The 18,105-nt window shown below is 37.2% G+C and carries 16 protein-coding genes; 4 read left to right on the top strand and 12 right to left on the bottom strand.

Features of this window, described 5'->3' with window-relative positions:
• Nucleotides 1-183: 183 nt before the first annotated feature.
• Nucleotides 184-642, top strand: a complete 459-nt coding sequence (locus RV15_RS01845; RefSeq protein ID WP_071876361.1) for a methylated-DNA--[protein]-cysteine S-methyltransferase — start codon at nt 184-186, stop codon at nt 640-642.
• Between the two features lie 115 nt (nt 643-757).
• Here the strand turns inward: RV15_RS01845 and RV15_RS01840 are convergent, their stop codons facing one another.
• From RV15_RS01840 to RV15_RS01810, 7 genes are all read right to left on the bottom strand, one after another.
• Nucleotides 758-1,180, bottom strand: coding sequence for an Asp23/Gls24 family envelope stress response protein (locus RV15_RS01840; protein WP_071876360.1), 423 nt, complete (start codon nt 1,178-1,180; stop codon nt 758-760).
• 27 nt (nt 1,181-1,207) lie between these two features.
• On the bottom strand, nt 1,208-1,441 hold the full coding sequence (locus RV15_RS01835) for a DUF2273 domain-containing protein (RefSeq protein WP_071876460.1): 234 nt from the start codon (nt 1,439-1,441) through the stop codon (nt 1,208-1,210).
• A gap of 99 nt (nt 1,442-1,540) precedes the next feature.
• On the bottom strand, nt 1,541-2,104 hold the full coding sequence (gene amaP / locus RV15_RS01830; protein ID WP_071876359.1) for an alkaline shock response membrane anchor protein AmaP: 564 nt from the start codon (nt 2,102-2,104) through the stop codon (nt 1,541-1,543).
• A 186-nt stretch (nt 2,105-2,290) separates the two neighbouring features.
• Entirely contained in the window at nt 2,291-3,472 is a 1,182-nt protein-coding gene (locus RV15_RS01825; RefSeq protein ID WP_071876358.1) for an AI-2E family transporter, read from the bottom strand.
• A 322-nt stretch (nt 3,473-3,794) separates the two neighbouring features.
• Complete coding sequence (locus RV15_RS01820) at nt 3,795-5,483, bottom strand: ribonuclease J (protein WP_071876357.1); 1,689 nt, start codon at nt 5,481-5,483, stop codon at nt 3,795-3,797.
• A gap of 31 nt (nt 5,484-5,514) precedes the next feature.
• Nucleotides 5,515-6,387: a 4-hydroxy-tetrahydrodipicolinate synthase gene (gene dapA / locus RV15_RS01815; protein ID WP_071876356.1), complete on the bottom strand. Its 873-nt coding sequence runs from the start codon at nt 6,385-6,387 to the stop codon at nt 5,515-5,517.
• Nucleotides 6,388-6,881: 494 nt separating this feature from the next.
• A complete protein-coding gene (locus RV15_RS01810) occupies nt 6,882-7,937 on the bottom strand; it encodes an aspartate-semialdehyde dehydrogenase (protein WP_071876355.1) in 1,056 nt (351 codons plus the stop codon).
• A 232-nt stretch (nt 7,938-8,169) separates the two neighbouring features.
• Here RV15_RS01810 and RV15_RS01805 point away from each other — a divergent pair, with 232 nt between their 5' ends.
• Together RV15_RS01805 and RV15_RS01800 are read left to right on the top strand one after the other, a co-directional pair.
• Nucleotides 8,170-9,816 carry an alpha-keto acid decarboxylase family protein gene (locus tag RV15_RS01805; RefSeq protein ID WP_071876354.1) on the top strand — a complete coding sequence of 549 codons (1,647 nt, stop codon included), beginning with the start codon at nt 8,170-8,172 and terminating at the stop codon, nt 9,814-9,816.
• A 92-nt stretch (nt 9,817-9,908) separates the two neighbouring features.
• Nucleotides 9,909-10,367: an S-ribosylhomocysteine lyase gene (locus tag RV15_RS01800; RefSeq protein ID WP_071876353.1), complete on the top strand. Its 459-nt coding sequence runs from the start codon at nt 9,909-9,911 to the stop codon at nt 10,365-10,367.
• Between the two features lie 48 nt (nt 10,368-10,415).
• Here RV15_RS01800 and RV15_RS01795 read toward each other — a convergent pair whose 3' ends face one another.
• A complete protein-coding gene (locus tag RV15_RS01795; protein WP_071876459.1) occupies nt 10,416-11,234 on the bottom strand; it encodes a ZIP family metal transporter in 819 nt (272 codons plus the stop codon).
• Between the two features lie 158 nt (nt 11,235-11,392).
• Between RV15_RS01795 and spxB the strand changes: the two genes are divergently transcribed.
• Nucleotides 11,393-13,120, top strand: coding sequence for a pyruvate oxidase (gene spxB / locus RV15_RS01790; RefSeq protein WP_071876352.1), 1,728 nt, complete (start codon nt 11,393-11,395; stop codon nt 13,118-13,120).
• Between the two features lie 75 nt (nt 13,121-13,195).
• On the opposite strand, the gene RV15_RS01785 is transcribed toward spxB, so the two are convergent.
• The 4 genes from RV15_RS01785 to RV15_RS01770 form a co-directional block, all read right to left on the bottom strand.
• Entirely contained in the window at nt 13,196-15,616 is a 2,421-nt protein-coding gene (locus tag RV15_RS01785; protein WP_071876351.1) for a MucBP domain-containing protein, read from the bottom strand.
• 463 nt (nt 15,617-16,079) lie between these two features.
• A complete protein-coding gene (locus RV15_RS01780; RefSeq protein ID WP_010760943.1) occupies nt 16,080-16,334 on the bottom strand; it encodes a CsbD family protein in 255 nt (84 codons plus the stop codon).
• Nucleotides 16,335-16,433: 99 nt separating this feature from the next.
• Nucleotides 16,434-17,033 (bottom strand): alpha/beta hydrolase, encoded by a 600-nt coding sequence (locus RV15_RS01775; RefSeq protein WP_071876350.1) that lies wholly within the window; start codon nt 17,031-17,033, stop codon nt 16,434-16,436.
• Between the two features lie 117 nt (nt 17,034-17,150).
• A complete protein-coding gene (locus RV15_RS01770) occupies nt 17,151-18,092 on the bottom strand; it encodes a helix-turn-helix transcriptional regulator (RefSeq protein WP_071876349.1) in 942 nt (313 codons plus the stop codon).
• Nucleotides 18,093-18,105: the final 13 nt, after the last annotated feature.

Raw genomic sequence — 18,105 nt, 5'->3', positions numbered from 1 at the left:
GTTGCTTTGAGCGTTCACATATCTTTTAAACACGTCCTCTCACCGTTTGCTTTTTAAGATGGAGGATAGAATTGATACTTAAAGTGATTGACCGATGGTTTTGTTTCGTTTATCATAAAATTTTTCCCAAATAAAACAATTATGACGTATAATAAAGAAATCAATTAAATAAAGGAGAATAAGATGAAAATTAGTGTGCCTTTTGGTTTTATTTGGTTAGATGCTGATAATGAAGGGCTAACGGCCGTTTCTTTTTTTGAGATTATCGAGCATCGAACAAATACTTATACCGAACAAGCAGCAACAGAGCTCACAGAATATTTTTCAGGTAAACGAACATCCTTTACCGTCCCTTTATCCATTCACTGCGGTACTATTTTTCAACGAAAAGTCTGGGAAGCTTTATACCAGATCCCTTACGGCGAAACGCGCAGCTATCTAGCTATCGCTCAAGCGGTCGATTCACCTAAAGCCGTTCGTGCAATTGGTCAAGCAAATAGTAAAAATCCGATGCCCATCATTATTCCTTGTCATCGAGTAATTGGTAAAAACGGAAAATTAACGGGCTATCTAGGTAGCTCTGAACAAGATGGACTTACGATTAAAAAATTTTTACTCCAGCTTGAAAATGTATCAGTCTAAACGATTGATTACTTTTTCGGTCAAAACAGAAAAATAACAGGAAGCAAAACAACATTGGTTTTGCTTCCTGTTATTTTATTGTTGTATAATAGAATGAAAAATATACTGAAAAAGATTAGTTATTGCCTTTGCTTTCATCGTTGTCTTTGCCACGATATTTTTCTAAATATTGTTCTTTTGTCATCACATCATCAACGCTCATATTGAATTCAACTAGATCTAAACCTGTCATATGTGTGATTGCTTCTTTGACTTTTTCAACGGTTTGGTCGAAAACTTGAGAAATATTGACATCGTATTTGCAAATTACCGATACATCAACAGCTACTTGTTTTGTCCCGACTTCTACACCGATGCCTTTCGTAACATCTTCATTGTCCCTAAAACGATCCGCAAAATCTGTAAAAAGATTGCCGCTAAGTCCTAAAATTCCATCAACATCCGAAATAACAACACCTACGATTTTTTTGATCACGACATCACTAAATGTCAATTTTGCTTTTAATCCACCTGTGTTGTTTTCTACTGCTTCTGCCATTTGCATTCACTCCTTCAAATTAGTTTATTAAATTCCTATCATAGATCTGACTGAATCTATCAAGGAATAAATATCTAAATCTTCATCCCGCATTTTTCCGATGATGTATCCTACCGCAGCAAAAATTAGTAAGACCAGGGTTTTTCCAAATCCGATCAATAGCAACAACAGTGCTAAAAGGAAAAACAAGGTTGTCCAAATAATTCGGAAACGATAGGGTTTAAATTGTTTCATCCAGCGTTCTTTATTCTCTTGTTTCATAGCTTCTCCTCCTAATTCAAAAGCGCAGCGGGCTCTTTCAACCTCGAAAGAATAATCCATATTGCTTCTCTTTTTCTGAGAGAATGCCCCATAAGTTGGCTAAATCACCCGTGATTGTTTTTTGCTGAAAGCAGAGGATTCTGTTGGTTCTTTTTCTCTCAATTGAACAGTTACGTGGCTATCAATTGATTCTAACGCTATACTTAATGCATTTTGGATCGTTTCTTTCATTTCCTCTGCTAACGGCTGATAGCGTTCCTTGCTTCTAACGTCAACTCTTAGTTTTACCGTTACTTTTTCTTTGCCTTTAATTTTTACTTTCATTTTGGTCTTATCTGGATGAATGATCGTGCTGTAGGCATCTTGTACTATTTGTTCCACTGTACTTTTAGGTATTTCAATTCGATTCTTCGCCTCTTTGACAATCAAGCGTCTTCTTTGTCCAGAAACGGAAAAAACAACAATCAAACTGAGTAACAAGAGTCCACCTAAAATAAGCAAGGTCCATTCAAAGAAGGTGAACAACCAAGGGTAATAATAAAGCAGACCGTCTACTTCATAAGATAGCCAAGGTATGTCGATCAACTGACTAAGTAAGCCTAGTGTTCCGACAAACAATAGGAGTATGATCAATGCAAAAATAATTTTCAGCAATCGTTTCATATACTTCCCTCCTTTTAGACTAATTGTTTTGCTGTTGATTAAATTGTAACGCCTAAAAAAAAGTATTACAAAAGATACGAATTTCTTTTTTGCTTCTGTCCTTTTCTACATCATAAAAAAAAGCGATCAAACCTCAATACAGCAGCAAATAATCTACTGTTTTTGACGTTCAATCGCTGCTTCTAATTATTCATCTAAATACTCTTCTTTTGAAAATTCAGTATCCTCATATTCACCACTATCTCCATAAAATTGATTATAACGTTGTTTAAATTTACGAAAAATATACGTAACTAAAACTTTGGCAATCGCATAAATTGGAATACCAAATATCAAGCCAAACATACCTAATAAATCACCCATTACTAACAATACGATTACAATCGTCAATGGATGTACAACTAATTTTTTCCCCATTACTTGAGGAGAAATCAAATGACCATTTAACATTTGGACGATCATCCAGACAATCGACATTTTAATAAACATACCAAATGAAACCATTAATGCTACGATTGCAGCGGGAATGAACGCGATCACAGGTCCAATGTAAGGAATCACCGCTGTCACCCCAACAATGATCGATAAGGTTCCTGAATAAGGCACTTTGATCAACCAAAAACCAATAAACGTTAAAATCCCAATCGAAATTGATACTAATATTTGTCCTTTTAGATAAGCTCCGACCTGACTACTCATCGTGGCTCCGATTTCTCTTGCGTCACTTCTAAAGCGTGGTGGAATAATTTTTAAAACAAATGAGAAAAATTTTTGATCATCCTTTAATAGGAAAAAAGTAATAATTGGCGCTGTAACCATCACTAGTGCAAAACCAGTCAAAGTAGAAAAAACTGTAGAAGCACCTTCTACGGCCTTAGTAAAATAACTTCCTATGCCATCCGATACATTGTCAAACCAACGTTGAATTCCATCTAGGGCATTTGCTAAGGGTTTTTCCAAAGCTGAATTATGGAAAAAATCGGTGACCATTTTATTCAAATCAGCCATATATTGCGGAAAGCTTTTAATCAGACCATCCACTTGCTTTTGTAAAATTGGAACGACTAGAATAATACCAATAACAATCAATGCAATCAAAATAATAAAAATAGCCGAAACACCATAAACTCGTTTCACCTTATGCTTTTCTAACCAATTGACAACTGGATTGAATAAATAATATAAAATCAAGGCTAAAATCGTTGGGCCAATGATTGTTTTGAAAACCACACCGATCGGTCCAAAAATAAAACCAACCTGATGAAAAATGAAAATGACAGCCCCTAATAACAATAAGGCAACCAATGTAAATAATAAATTTTTTCCACCAAGAAATTTAATCCAACGCGTTTCTTGTTTCTTTTCCATTTTCTTCCCTCCTAAATTTAAAAGCTGAACGAGCTCTTTCAGCCTCGACTGAAAAATTGACTGTGGCGCTCTTTGTCACAGGCATATTTTATCTTTTTTCCGAGACCTTCAATCCTTGAGCTTTAGCTCTTAGGAATTGATGAGATCGAAGCAAAGCACAGTGTCTAGCCCATTAAACTAGACACCTTAAAAGTCCAATCCGCTTATAAACATTACTTCTGTATTGTAGCGAAAAAATCAGTATCTGTAAAAAAATAGTCTCTTCATCAATTATACAAAAAATCACTCAGCCATTAAATAACTGACTGAGTGATCTTATTTATTAATTCGCTGCTTTACGTCCTTTGCGTTGTGTCGCTTCCATAATTACTGGTAAGATCACAGGACGTCGTTTTGTTTGTTCAAACAGGTAACGGCTTAATTGTTCACGAATATCTTGTTTTAATTTGCTCCACTCAAAATCGCTACTTTCAAGATGTTTTTCAACAATTTCGGTCACGATATTACTGCTTTCTTTCATCAGATCTTTACTGGTTTTCACATAGACAAACCCTCTCGATGTGATTTTAGCAGGTGAAACAATCCGTTTTTCGCGGCGATTGATCGTCACAACTGCGACGAAAATACCATCTTCAGATAAAATACGGCGATCACGAAGTACGATATTGCCGATATCCCCAACACCGATTCCATCAATCATGATATTGTCCGCCGTTGTACTGCCGGCAACATTCATTTTTTGTTTACTGTATTCAAGGATATCTCCACGACCAGTAATAAAAATATTTTTATACGGAATGCCCAACTCATGAGCTAGATCAGCATGTGCAGCTAATTGACGATACTCCCCTTGAATCGGAACAAAGTATTTAGGTTTAATCAAATTCAGCATCAATTGCAGATCATTTGGATTTGCGTGCCCTGAAACACGCATATTATCAGAGATTTGTTTGACTACTCCACCTGCACGATAGACGATATCTTCTGTTTTGGCGACAGCTGTTTCCATCGCAGTTGTCGGCGTTGTAGTGATATATACCAAATCGCCTTCTTTGATTTTAATAACACGATGAGTCCCATTCGCCATTTTTTGCAATGACTTGATTGGTTCACCCATTGTTCCCGTCTCTAAAATCACTAATTGATCATCTTGATATTTTTTCATATCTTTAACATTGATGATTAAATCTTCACTTGGTAGTTTTAATTTGTCTAGTTTGATTGCTGTATTGATAATTCGTTGGAAATCTTGGCCCGTCAATACGATTTTACGGTCAGAACGTTGTGCCGCATCTAATATTTGTTGGACACGTTGTAAATTACTGGCCACACAAGCGACAATGATACGGCCTTCCCAATAGCGGATCGTATCGAAGACTTCATCAGCTATTTGAAGTTCAGACACAACTTGTGCTGGGTTCTCAGCATTAGAAGAATCACTTAATAATGCCAAAACTCCTTCATTACCGATCTCAGCTAAACGACCAAAATCTGTTTGATACATCGGGATCGCACTTTGGTCAAACTTGAAATCTCCTGTGTAAACGATATTGCCTTCTTTGGTCTTCAAATTGATTCCGATAGAATCAGGAATCGTGTGTGTTGTCCGGAAGAAACTAATTGTAGCATGCGCAAAATCGATTTCCGTATGGGCATCGACTACGTGAAAATCATTAAAGTCTTTAGAATCCGCATGATCTCCTACGTTTAATTTTGCTAACTCAATTGTTAATTCCGTACCGAATACTGGTACATGAACTTTAGATAAAAGATACGGTAATGCTCCGATTGCATCGGCATGGCCATGTGTTAAGAAAATTCCTGCAACACGGTCGATATTTTCCACCAAATACGTAAAATCGGGAATCACCACATCAATACCTAATAGTTCATTTTCTGGATATTTTAATCCACAATCCAGTACAAAAATTTCATCTTCCACTTCTGCGATGTACATATTTTTACCATTTTCACGAACGCCGCCTAAGGGAACGATTTTTATTGTACTCACTCATTTCACCTCTCTATATTCTCATACTGAATCAAAGATCCAGTATGCTTAAAATTTTCGCTTTTTCTTCAGTTGTACATGATACAAGAGGTAAACGCAAATCACCTACGGAAATCCCCATTTGATTCAAGACTGCTTTCACAGGTGCAGGGGATGGAACTGAGAACAAGGCATTCATCTTAGGTAATAATTGACGCTGAATGCTTGCAGCTTTTTTTAGTTCTCCATGGTCTAGCGCTTGGAACATATCATACATTTCAGTGCCAAATACATGACTGGCAACTGAAATCACCCCTTGTCCACCTAATGCTTTTATTGAAAAAGCTAAGGAGTCTTCTCCAGTATACACTAAAAAGTCATTTGGCGCCTTTTCTACTAACTCAGTCAGCGCATCTAGACCAAAACATTCTTTGATTGCAATGATATTATCCAATTCAGCTAAGCGTAAAGTTGTTGCTACATCAAGGCTAGCCACCGTTCTTCCTGGAACATTATATAAAATGATCGGTAAATCACTCGCCTCAGCAATTGCTTTAAAATGTTGATACAATCCCTCTTGATTCGGTTTATTATAATAAGGAACCACCGCCAAACCAGCATCGATTCCTCTAATCGCAGAGATTTCTTGCACAAATTCAACAGAATCCCGCGTATCATTGGTTCCCACACCGCAGATGATCGGCACTTGTCCATCAACTAAACGAATCACTTCATTAAATAAATCAATTTCTTCATCATGTGTTAACGTCGGTGATTCTCCTGTTGTTCCTGCTAAAATAATTCCTTCTGTATGATTATCAAGCAAATGGTTCACCAATTGAGGCAACTTAGCAAAATCAATCGCACCACTTTCGTCAAAAGGTGTAACCATTGCTGTAATGATCGTTGCATTTTTTAAATCCATACTTACTACCTCCTAATTTAAAAGCGTAGCGGGCTCGTTTAGTCTTGACTGAAAAATAGGAAAATATGATTGTGACGCTTTTTGTCACAGGCAGATTTTATCTTTTTTCCGAGAGACTAGCCCACGAAGCTAGATAATATTTAAAAGCGTAGCGGGCTCGTTTAGCTCTGACAGGAAAATAGGAAATTATGACTGAGGCGCTTTTTGTCTCATTCATAATTTATCTTTTTCCCGAGAGACTAGCCCACGAAGCTAGATAATATTTAAAAGCGTAGCGAGCTCGTTTAGCTCTGACAGGAAAATAGGAAATTATGACTGAGGCGCTTTTTGTCTCATTCATAATTTATCTTTTTCCCGAAGAGCTAGCCCGCGAAGCTAGATAACACATGGTAACAACGTTCCGCTTCGCTTCACCTTGTACTTTTCAACATCAGTTCATTTTATTCACTGTATTTCAAAGCAAGAGCTCGTTCAGCCTTAAAGCTAGATACTATCTAAACTCTCACCAAATCCATCTCATGCAAAGTCTCCGCAATCTGAACTGAATTCCAAGCAGCCCCTTTTAATAAATTATCAGAAACGACCCACATATGATAGCCTTTATCAATATCAATATCTTGACGAATTCTTCCTACAAAGGTTTCTTTACGGTCGATACTCGTTAAAGCTTGCGGATAGATTTGCTGACTTGGCTCATCTTGTAAAACGGCCCCAGGCGCTTTTGCAATCAAGTCTTTGATTTTACTCACATCAGAACCCTCTTCTTTGACTTCAATATAAATCGATTCAGAATGACCCGATAAGACAGGGATTCGCACACATGTCGCAACGACTTTGATGCTATCATCTTCCATGATTTTCTTCGTCTCATTGATCATTTTCCACTCTTCATACGTATAATCAGCCTCTGCAAAGACATCAATTTGAGGCAATGCATTAAAAGCAATCGGATAGTGCTTTTTATCGCCACCAGACGGTAGAATAGTCGCTTCTAATTTGTCAGCTGGCGTGCCGTTGATATACGCCAAAGCTTGTGATTTTAACTCTTCCATTGCATTGATTCCTGCTCCACTGACTGCCTGATAGGTTGAAACGATCAAACGGTCCAAACCATATGCTTGTCTAATCGGCTCAAGTGCAACCATCATTTGAATTGTTGAACAATTGGGATTAGCAATGATTCCTTTATGGCGTTTTAACGCTTTTGGATTGACTTCTGGCACTACTAAAGGTACTTCTGGATCCATTCTGTAGTGACTTGTATTATCAATAACAACCGCCCCACGCATAACAGCTTCTGGTGCAAATTGTTTTGAAATACCGCCTCCTGCACTGAACAATGCGATATCCACGTCTGTAAATGATTCAGGTACTAACTCTTCGATTACAAGGGTTTGCCCCTTAAACGTTACTTCTTTTCCCGCAGAACGTTTTGAAGCTAAAAGTTTTACCTGATTCATGGGTAATGATGTTTCTTCCAACATTTCAAGCATTTTTGTGCCAACAGCACCTGTCGCGCCTACCACGGCAACATTATACATTTTTTTCATACTTATTAGACTCCTCTCAAATTCCTGAAGAAAGTTGCTTTTCCTATTTTACCATAATATTGCCTTTTACTACATAGCAAGTAAAGTGATTTTGTTTTATTTTCTGAAAAAATTAGATAATACATTTCAAATTGTTCTTTAATGGCTTTCTTATGATCCATGCAACATAGTCGACTAATTTTTTTTGCAGATTTATACTGTTTTAGCAAGCTATTTTTGAGAGGATGATTAGATGTATACTGTAGCAGATTACCTGTTAGATCGTTTAAAAGAAATAGGAATCGATGAAATATTTGGCGTTCCAGGTGATTATAATTTACAATTTTTAGACCATATCACTGCAAGAGAAGATCTTGAATGGATTGGTAACGCTAATGAGCTAAATGCTGCTTATATGGCAGATGGTTATGCTAGAACAAAAGGAATCTCAGCATTTGTTACAACTTTTGGCGTAGGAGAATTAAGTGCTATCAATGGTTTAGCGGGAAGCTTTGCGGAAAACGTGCCTGTAATTGAAATTGTCGGCTCCCCAACAACAACCGTTCAAAAAAATAAAAAACTTGTCCACCATACATTAGGCGATGGGAACTTTCTACACTTTGAAAAAATGCATGAAGAAATAACTGCCGCCATTGCTCACTTAACAGCAGAAAATGCTCTATCTGAGATTGATCGTGTACTGACTATTGCTTTGAGTGAAAAACGCCCTGTTTATATTAATTTACCGATCGACGTTGCTGAATTCGAAGCCAATCGTCCACTCAAGCCTTTAAGTCAGACATCAGAAAAACTAACGGCTGTTGAAACAGCTATTTTAAATAAAGTTGAAAAAGCCTTATCTCAAGCAAATAATCCCGTCGTTATTGCTGGTCATGAGATTTTAAGTTATCATATCGAACAGGAATTAGATGAATTTATCCAAAAATTTAATCTGCCAATTACCACTTTACCACTTGGAAAAAGTGCATTTAATGAAGAAGATCCTCACTATTTAGGCACTTACTCTGGTTCTACAACGGAAGAACCGCTAAAAAGTCGTGTTGATACAGCAGATTTAGTTTTATTATTAGGGGCTAAGTTGACAGATTCTGCTACGGCTGGATTTAGTTTTGGCTTTACAGACAAACAAATCATCTCAATCGGCAGCACAGAAGTCTTATTCTATGGAGAAAAGTCTGAAGCTATTCCGTTAGATCGTTTTGTTTCTGCTTTGGCTACCCTCTCTTTTTCAAGGTATGCAGATGAAATACTGCCAGTAAAACGAATCTCAGACCAAGAAATCAACGATGAAAAATTAACACAAAAACAGTTTTGGAAAATGGTCGAAACCTTTCTTATTCCAGGTGATACTGTGATCGGCGAACAAGGCACCTCTTTCTTTGGCTTAACGAGTGTTGCCTTAAAAAAAGAGATGCATTTTATTGGACAGCCTTTATGGGGCTCGATCGGTTACACATTTCCCTCTGCTTTAGGGAGTCAACTTGCGAATAAAGCGAGCCGACATCTTTTGTTTATTGGAGATGGCTCACTGCAATTGACCGTACAAGAATTAGGGACTGCGTTAAGAGAAAAATTGACGCCCATTGTTTTTGTGATCAACAACAATGGTTATACAGTTGAACGAGAAATCCATGGCGCAACGGAACAATACAATGACATCCCTATGTGGGATTATCAAAAATTGCCACTAGTCTTTGGCGGCACTAGTCAAACCGTCGCAACCTATAAAGTCACTACAACGATTGAGTTGGATGAAGTGATGAAAACGGCTAGAAAAGATACGCAACGATTACAATGGATCGAAGTTGTAATGGACCAAGAAGATGCACCTGAGTTATTGAAAAAACTAGCGAAGATTTTTGCAAAGCAAAATTCTTAAAGTAACCGTTGATAAGACGGAATCTATTGACTTTCTGTGCTATTTTGTTATAGTTAAAAGCGACATTTACTTAATTTGAAGGAGTGAATAATATGGCACGTGTTGAAAGTTTTGAATTAGATCATAATACTGTTAAAGCCCCTTATGTTCGTTTAGCGGGTACTGAAACAAATGGGGAAGCATTGATTGAAAAATATGATCTACGTTTCTTACAACCAAATGAAGACGAATTACCAACAGCTGCAGTTCATACATTAGAACATTTATTAGCAGTCAATTTGCGCGATCACTTAGAAGGAATCATCGATATTTCCCCAATGGGTTGTCGAACTGGTTTTTACATGATCATGTGGAATCAACATTCTCCACAAGAAATTCGTGATGCTTTGGTCAAAGTATTGAACTTGATCGTTGAAACAGATTTTGTTCCTGCAGTTTCTGCTAAAGAGTGCGGCAATTACAAAGACCATTCTTTATTTTCTGCACAAGAATATGCAAAGATCGTTTTAGAAAAAGGAATCAGTTTAGATCCTTTTGAGCGCATTTTATAAAAAATACAAAAACGTCAAACCACTGATATTCAGGTTTGACGTTTTTATTTATCCTAAAGCTACATCTAAAATCATCATAATAATAAAGCCTAGCATCACACCAAAGACTGCAAAATGACGCTTACTCGTCACCGTTTGCTGCGCTTCTGGAATCAACTCTTCCACTACTACATAAATCATTGCACCAGCTGCAAATGCTAATGCATAAGGTAACAACAACGTTACTTTCGTCACTAAAACAGCACCGATGATCCCTGCTATTGGTTCAACGATCCCTGAAGCTTGGCCATAAAGAAAGGCTTTCTTGCGGCTCAAGTTTTCTTGTCTTAGCGGTATCGAAACCGCTGCACCTTCTGGAAAGTTTTGGATACCGATCCCCAATGCCACCGAAATTGCAGCTAATACTGCTTTTTGGGGGTCATCTGCTGAATTTGCCGCACCAAATGCTACACCTACTGCTAACCCTTCTGGAATATTATGCAAGGTAATAGAAAATACCAACAAAATCGTACGTTTTAAATGACTAGGCAACCCTTCTTTCTCATGATTCGGTCCAAAATGCATATGAGGTAGCGTTTTATCTGCAACATATAAAAATACCCCCCCAAATCCAAAACCAAAGCTCACCACAAGCCAAGCAATACTGCCATTTTCTTCGGCCTGTTTGATTGCCGGATCTAGCAAAGACCAAAAACTTGCAGCAATCATCACACCAGCTGCAAAGCCCAGCATCATATTCAAAATATCTTTTTTGATTTCCTTGAAAAAGAAAACCAACCCAGCTCCCAAAGCTGTCATAAAATAAGTAAAACCCGTCCCAACTAATGCTTGCTGCCAAGCCTCTAAAGATAACAGCCAATCAATTATTATGAACACCCCATCTTTCCCATTTCTTTTCTTAGCTTAACTTTATCATATCAATGATTTTATGACCACGTTTAAAGTAAAAAATGCTTTCACTTGGTACAAAAAACGAGAACGAGTATACTTTAGATAGAAGTAAATAGAGAAATGGAGTGAGCAAAATGACAGAAACGATTAATGCAGCTGTTGCGATGATCAAAGTTTTAGAGAGTTGGGACATTGATCATATTTATGGAATCCCAGGTGGTTCCTTCAACTCCACTATGGATGCCTTATATCAAGAAAAAGAGAAGATCAACTATATTCAAGTCCGTCACGAAGAAGTCGGCGCACTAGCGGCGGCCGCTGATGCGAAGCTAACTGGAAAAATCGGTGTGGCTTTTGGTTCAGCAGGTCCTGGTGCGACACATTTGATCAATGGTTTATATGATGCGCAAATGGATCATGTTCCTGTTTTGGCTTTATTAGGTCAAGTTGCTACAAATTCTATGAACTACAATTCCTTCCAAGAATTAAACGAAAATCCGATGTTTGCAGATGTAAGTGTGTATAATCGAACGGTTATGACTCCAGAAAGTCTGCCTCATGTCGTCGATGAAGCGATCAAAGCAGCGTACAAAAATAAAGGTGTTGCCGTTGTCACGATCCCAGTTGATTTTGGAACAAAAGAAATTCCCTTACAAGAAGTTTCAACCGCCAAAAATCATCGGACTGGCTTGGTTATGCCACATTATAATGATTTAAAAAAGGCTATCCCTTTAATTGAAGCTGCCGAAAAGCCAATTCTTTATATTGGACAAGGAACTCGTGGGGCTTGGCCTGAAATCAGAGCGTTTTCCGAACACTTTTCAATGCCTGTGATTTCAGCTGTGTTAGGTAAAGGCATTGTTCCTGATGCGTATGAAAACTTCCTTGGATTTGCTGCGCGTGTGGCAACCAAACCTGCTAATGAAGCGTTAGCCGAAACGGATTTGATTGTGTTTGCTGGCAGTGATTTTCCATTTGCCGCTTATTTCTTTAACCCTGATGCCAAATTTATTCAAATCGACATTGATTCAACTAAGTTAGGCCGACGACATAAAACGGATGTAGCGATTTTAGGCGACGCCAAAGAAGCGTTAAAACGAATGGTTGAATTGGGCGAGTCACGACCAAATGACCGTTGGCTAAAAGCAAATCGACAAAACAAAGAAAATTGGGTTGCTTGGCTAAGCAGTTTTGATGACAAGGAAGATAAACCACTTCGTGTCGAACCTGTTTTTAAAGAAATCCGCCGAATTGCTGACAAGGAAGCAATTTTTGTAACAGATGTTGGTAATACAACAGTTCATGCTATTCGACTTTTAGATATGAATGGCAAACAAAAATTCACGACTTCTGGTTGGTTTGCCACAATGGGCAATGGTGTACCTGGAGGGATTGCGGCTCAACTTAGCTATCCTGACCGTCAAGTATTCACTTTAAGCGGCGATGGCGCCTTTGCTATGGTCATGCAGGATATCATCACCCAAGTAAAATACAAACTGCCAATTATCAATGTTGTTTTTTCAAACGATTCCTTTGGTTTTATTGAAGCCGAGCAAGAAGATAGCGAACAAAAGAAATTTGGCGTCTTTTTAGAAGGTGCTGATTTCGGAAAAATTGGTGAAGCAATGGGTGCTGAAAGCTTTACCATTACAGAGTATAGTCAATTGAAACCAGCTTTTGAAGCCGCTAGAAAAAGTAACCGTCCAGTTGTGATCGATGTCAAAATCAGAAATACTCGTCCTTTACCTGTTGAAGAATTAGTGTTAGATCCTGACAAATTTAGTGAGTCAGAAATCAACGCTTTTAAGGAAAAATACGAAGTTCACGATATGCCTGTATTGAATCAATTATTAAAATTATAACCCAATCAAAAAGCCCCAACTGCTAATTTTTTTAGGAATTGGGGGCTTTTTGCTTGTTTTGACTACAACACTATTTTATTCTGCTTTACGTTTGTGTAGGTATTTTCCAAAAAATGCGACGATCAAACTTAGCAAACCAATACTTACTACATCAGCATGGCTGCTTTCTCCTGTATTTGGGAGTTTATGTTTAGCTTGCGTAGTTGTTGCCTTACTACCTGGGTAATTAGGTTTGTTCGTGTTAGTTAAAGAACCTGTTTCTGGTACTTTGGTTGTTAATGGTATTACTTTTCCATCACCTGGATCTGACGTAACACCCGTTAATGGATCTAAAGTGACCGCTGTTACTTTATCCCCTTTTTTCAATTCTACACCTTCTGGAACTGCTGCTGTCCAATTACCATCTTTATCGACATCTACAGTTACTTGAGCGCCATTTGGAAATGTAACGACTACTTGAGAGTTTGGCATACCTGCTCCTGAAACTTCTTTTGCCCCCTCTAATGAATCATTAACTGTCGGTGCTTCGATTTTTTTGTAAACGTAAGTCACTTCTGTCGGATCAACATCTTGTTTGCCTGAAGCATTGCTTGGGACAGCGGTTAAAATATAACCCGGAATCGCTTTTGGTTTAGTATCATACGGATCATCAAACAATCCATTGATCAAATCATCATTGGCTAATGGTTGACCCTTTTCATCGACATAATTGACTGTTACTTTTGTTTTTTTCTTTTTATAAACATATTTCACCGTTTGGTTTTTATCAGTGTGTGTACCATCAGCATTAGCTGGAACTGTTACTAACTCATATCCTGGAATTTCCTTGGGTGTTGACTTATAGTCATCGCCATATTCTCCAGGAATTAGTTCATTTGACGAAATAGGATTCCCATTCTCATCAACGTATTCAACGTTGATGTCTGTTTTGATTTTTGTATAGACATACGTCACTTCTGTTGGCTCCACTGTATGTTTGCCTGAGGCATTAGCTGGCACAGTTTTGACCGTATAGCCTGGGATTTCCTTGGGTGTTGTATTGTATGGATCATCAAATAATCCATTGATTAAATCATTGTCAGCTAATGGGTTCCCTTGTTCATCAACATAATTGACTGTTACTTTTGTTTCTTTCTTTTTGTATACGTAGCTGACTGTTTGATCTGCTTCTGTATGAAGTCCAGTCGCATTGTCTGGTGTAGCTACCAAGTCATATCCTGGAATGTCTTTCGGTGTTGTTTTATATGGATCTTCGTATTCGCCAGTAATCTTATCATTCGGTTTCAATGGATTACCATCTGTATCTACATATTCAACATTGATATCCGTAATTATTTTTTTATAATAGTATTTAACTGTCTGATCTGCAGCAGTGTATTTTCCATCTTTATTATTCGGTATTTTTTCTTGCACAAGCTCATATCCCGGAATGTCGATAGGGCTTGTTGTATAATCCGTTCCGATTTTACCATTGTAAGTAGTGTTATCTGTACTATGGATTTTGACTTCATTTCCATCTTTATCTAACAAGATGTGCTCAACAATAACTTTTCCAGCTGTTATTTTGAATGCCCCTTGAGTGGTGTCAGTGATAGGTTTTGTTGAAACATAGCCTGCTGGTAGCTTTTCAGTTACCGTGTTAGTAATAATGTAGTCCCCAGTGGGTAAATTATTAATTTCTTCTTGAGTCGGTTGTCTATCCTTCCCTTTGATTTCAATGGGGTTGCCATCTTTATCTGTACCAGAAATCACCCAACTGTATTCTTCAATTTCGCCATAAGTATCTTTTGCATCTCTTCCAACTGTAATAGATGACGGATTATCTACAACATTCCCAGGGGAATTGATTACTCCGTCAATGTTTACAAATGAAGCTGTTCTTTGAATATTATTGTAAAAGAAACCTGTATCTATGTCTTCTCCAGTTGTTAGGCCTCTCATAGACACTTTATAAATTCCCTCTTCGGTGTAGTCAGCTAAATTCACAGAGCGACCACTTATATAACCATGTATTGGAACATCATTATACGCTAATGAATATTGGTATTCATGTGAAAACTCATCAGCTAATGCCCTTTCAAATACTAAACTTGAGATGTTTGTATAGAAATAATTTTTTTGAACCGGTAGTTCAACACCGTCTACACTAACTTTAAAATCATCTGTTCTTCTAGGAGAAACTTTCAATCGCTCTTGTTGTTGAACATTTTTTACTTCCTGCAGATCACTTTCTTGTGTTTCACTTTGTACATCAGATTCTTCTGATTCTTCTGTATTCACTGCCAGCTTATCAGTCTCATCCAGTGAAATCGCTTCTGATTCAATTGTACTTTCAGTTACGGCTCCTGACGGTTCAGTTGCAGCTTCTTCTTTTTCAGCAGTTGCTTGCTCTGCTGTATCCTCAGCATTCGCTTGAATAGATGAGTTTATAGCGCTATATGGTAGTGCCCCTAAAACCATCGTTGAGACTAATAGTGTGTGTGTCCACTTTTTCATATTTACCCTTCCTTTTTTGAAATTTTTATTATTATAGTTTTTCAATAGTAATTATATCGCATTTATAGATTTTATTTTCTCTTGTTTTTCGTAAAATATCTAAAAAAAAGAAAATCACCTCCAAGTAAAGAATATCATCAGATTAGTTTATCGTATTCTCTAAAATGAAAACCTTGATTTACCCACTATAAATACTATATCTGTGCATTTTTTTCTTTGATATATGGCTAATAGTTACTGGTAACTTTCTATAAAAATACTCTTGATATTATAGAAAAAAATTAATGAGGCAAAACTCAATTGAGTTTTGCCTCATTAATTTAAAATAAACACTAATAACTTAAAAAGTGATTGAGACATAACTCTTTGGGTCATATCTCAATCACATGGAATCCGTATAAACGGTAGGAGCAGGGACAACACCTGTCCCAAACTCTTTCCATTTTATTACTAATTTCTCTTATTATTTATCATCATGTTTATGGAATTTTTCTTTGATATCTTCAAAGCCTTCTTTGATTTTGTCGCCTAGTTTTTCAGCGCCATCTTTGATATCGTCACCGGCATCACGAGCCTTGTCTTTTACATCGCCAAAAGCTGATTGCGCTTTGCCTTCAAGTTCTTTACCTTTATCATCTGTTACTTTACCTTGAACTTCTTTAGCTGTTCCTTCAACTTTGTCTTTTGCATCATTTACGCGTCCATTTAAATCTGCCATGTGAAAATCCCTCCTAATTAATTTATATTACATAATTAGCATAGCATCATTTTTGACTTGCTACAAATGATTCGCTTTGTTTTTTTATAGCCACACCATTTAGCGTTCATTCAACCATTTTTTGGTCTGATTGATTTCGTTCATGGTTATTTGATGACCCGAATTAGTAGTTGCAATGGTCACGGACGCTTGGCGATTTTTTAATTGTTGAATCAGCTGGTTGGAAGCTTCTTCTGAAACAATCGGATCATTTTCGCTCACCGACAACCAGAGCTCCTTATCGGAAAGCAAAAAATCTTGGGTATCCACGCCCAAAGACATTGGATGAAGTAAAATTGCTTGTTTAATAGCCAAATGACGTTCTAATAAAATATGCGCCGCAATATTGGCCCCATTTGAATAGCCAACAATCACCCATTCTTCTATCGGTATGCCCTTTTCTTCACTAACAGCTATAATCGATTGGAGCAAGCGGTCACTTTCTTCTTCTAAACTAACTAAATCAAATTGATTCAACCCATCCCGCTTAAAAAAACGATTCATCCCAGATTCTTGAACTGTTCCGCGAAAAGAAAGTAGGGTTGCCTCTTCATCTAAGAAACGAGCAATCTCGAGCAAAGATGTTTCGTCGCCTCCGGTACCGTGAAGCAATAATAATTTCTTCCCATTAGGCGTACCTTTTTCAAATAGGTAATGCATTTTTTCTCATCCCTTTCCCATTATGTTTGAGACCATAAATTATCAGCTAGAAACTTACTTTTTGTAAGTGAATTCCATTTTAACATCTTTTATGTTATTTGTCACTTTTACAAAACGCTATAACTGATGCCAATAATCAGCAAGAAACAACGCTCTTTTTGACAGCCTTTCTTTTAATTGAATCGGCTCTATTTGTCTAATGGATGTTCCAAATCGCAGCAAGTAATCTGTCATAAATTCTTCTTCGGTTATCTGATAATAACCGTTAATCAGATAATCTTCTTCTGACGCTTGAATTGACATTGAGGGGTAGTTTTCCTTAGTGAAAATATCTTTGCCTTTTTCATCGACTTTGATTGAAAATGATATTCGCTGCTCATTTTGATAAAAGGTTTCAACTTTTTTTAGCAACGTTTCAAGCGGCAATGATTCTTGGGATTTTTCTTCTTCGAGTAACTCGATTTTATCGCAACGAATGACACGAATTTGTTGTGTTTCATGATTCCAAATTCTAGCATACCATTGCCCAAACTTAGAAGAAAGTTGCACAAATTGAGCCTTGAGCGAAACTATTTCTTGTTTTTTTGCATATCGAACGTTAAAGACTTTTTCACGAAGTATTCCTTGAACAATTTCTTTTAGATACTGACTAGTATTGCTGTGATTGACTTGCTCAAGGGTGATGATTTTATGCATTAATAAAAGCTCTTTTTGCAATTTTTCTGGCAGAACCTGACTATATTTTAATTCAAGGGTGCTGCTTTCCATATTAAAAGGCGTAGATTGATAACCTTTTAACGTTAACAAAGCAAAATAAAGAGCATAGATTTCACCTTCTGTAAATAAACCCGGAGCGACTATCCGTGTGTCCAATAATTGATATTTACCATGTCTTCCAAGTTCAGAGTAAATCGGTAGTCCTATTGCTTCAAGCGACTGTATATCTCGTAGCGCTGTACTTTTTGAAATGCTATATCGTTCTATCAGTTCTTTTAAATTAAAGCTATTTTTACCGGCTAAAAAAAGAATCATATCATTGATGCGTTCTACTTTTTTCATAGCTCCTCCTAAA

The sequence above is a fragment of the Enterococcus silesiacus genome (assembly GCF_001886225.1).
In the GTDB taxonomy this organism is placed as follows: Bacteria; Bacillota; Bacilli; order Lactobacillales; family Enterococcaceae; genus Enterococcus_L; species Enterococcus_L silesiacus.
This window is presented reverse-complemented; position numbering and strand designations above follow the sequence as displayed.

Bases quoted from the DNA above. Each gene is read 5' to 3' on its own strand.
- RV15_RS01845 (WP_071876361.1), top strand. From the start codon at position 184: ATGAAAATTAGTGTGCCTTTTGGTTTTATTTGGTTAGATGCTGATAAT.
- RV15_RS01840 (WP_071876360.1), bottom strand. From the start codon at position 1,180: ATGGCAGAAGCAGTAGAAAACAACACAGGTGGATTAAAAGCAAAATTG.
- RV15_RS01835 (WP_071876460.1), bottom strand. From the start codon at position 1,441: ATGAAACAAGAGAATAAAGAACGCTGGATGAAACAATTTAAACCCTAT.
- amaP (WP_071876359.1), bottom strand. From the start codon at position 2,104: ATGAAACGATTGCTGAAAATTATTTTTGCATTGATCATACTCCTATTG.
- RV15_RS01825 (WP_071876358.1), bottom strand. From the start codon at position 3,472: ATGGAAAAGAAACAAGAAACGCGTTGGATTAAATTTCTTGGTGGAAAA.
- dapA (WP_071876356.1), bottom strand. From the start codon at position 6,387: ATGGATTTAAAAAATGCAACGATCATTACAGCAATGGTTACACCTTTT.
- RV15_RS01810 (WP_071876355.1), bottom strand. From the start codon at position 7,937: ATGAAAAAAATGTATAATGTTGCCGTGGTAGGCGCGACAGGTGCTGTT.
- RV15_RS01805 (WP_071876354.1), top strand. From the start codon at position 8,170: ATGTATACTGTAGCAGATTACCTGTTAGATCGTTTAAAAGAAATAGGA.
- RV15_RS01800 (WP_071876353.1), top strand. From the start codon at position 9,909: ATGGCACGTGTTGAAAGTTTTGAATTAGATCATAATACTGTTAAAGCC.
- spxB (WP_071876352.1), top strand. From the start codon at position 11,393: ATGACAGAAACGATTAATGCAGCTGTTGCGATGATCAAAGTTTTAGAG.
- RV15_RS01785 (WP_071876351.1), bottom strand. From the start codon at position 15,616: ATGAAAAAGTGGACACACACACTATTAGTCTCAACGATGGTTTTAGGG.
- RV15_RS01780 (WP_010760943.1), bottom strand. From the start codon at position 16,334: ATGGCAGATTTAAATGGACGCGTAAATGATGCAAAAGACAAAGTTGAA.
- RV15_RS01775 (WP_071876350.1), bottom strand. From the start codon at position 17,033: ATGCATTACCTATTTGAAAAAGGTACGCCTAATGGGAAGAAATTATTA.
- RV15_RS01770 (WP_071876349.1), bottom strand. From the start codon at position 18,092: ATGAAAAAAGTAGAACGCATCAATGATATGATTCTTTTTTTAGCCGGT.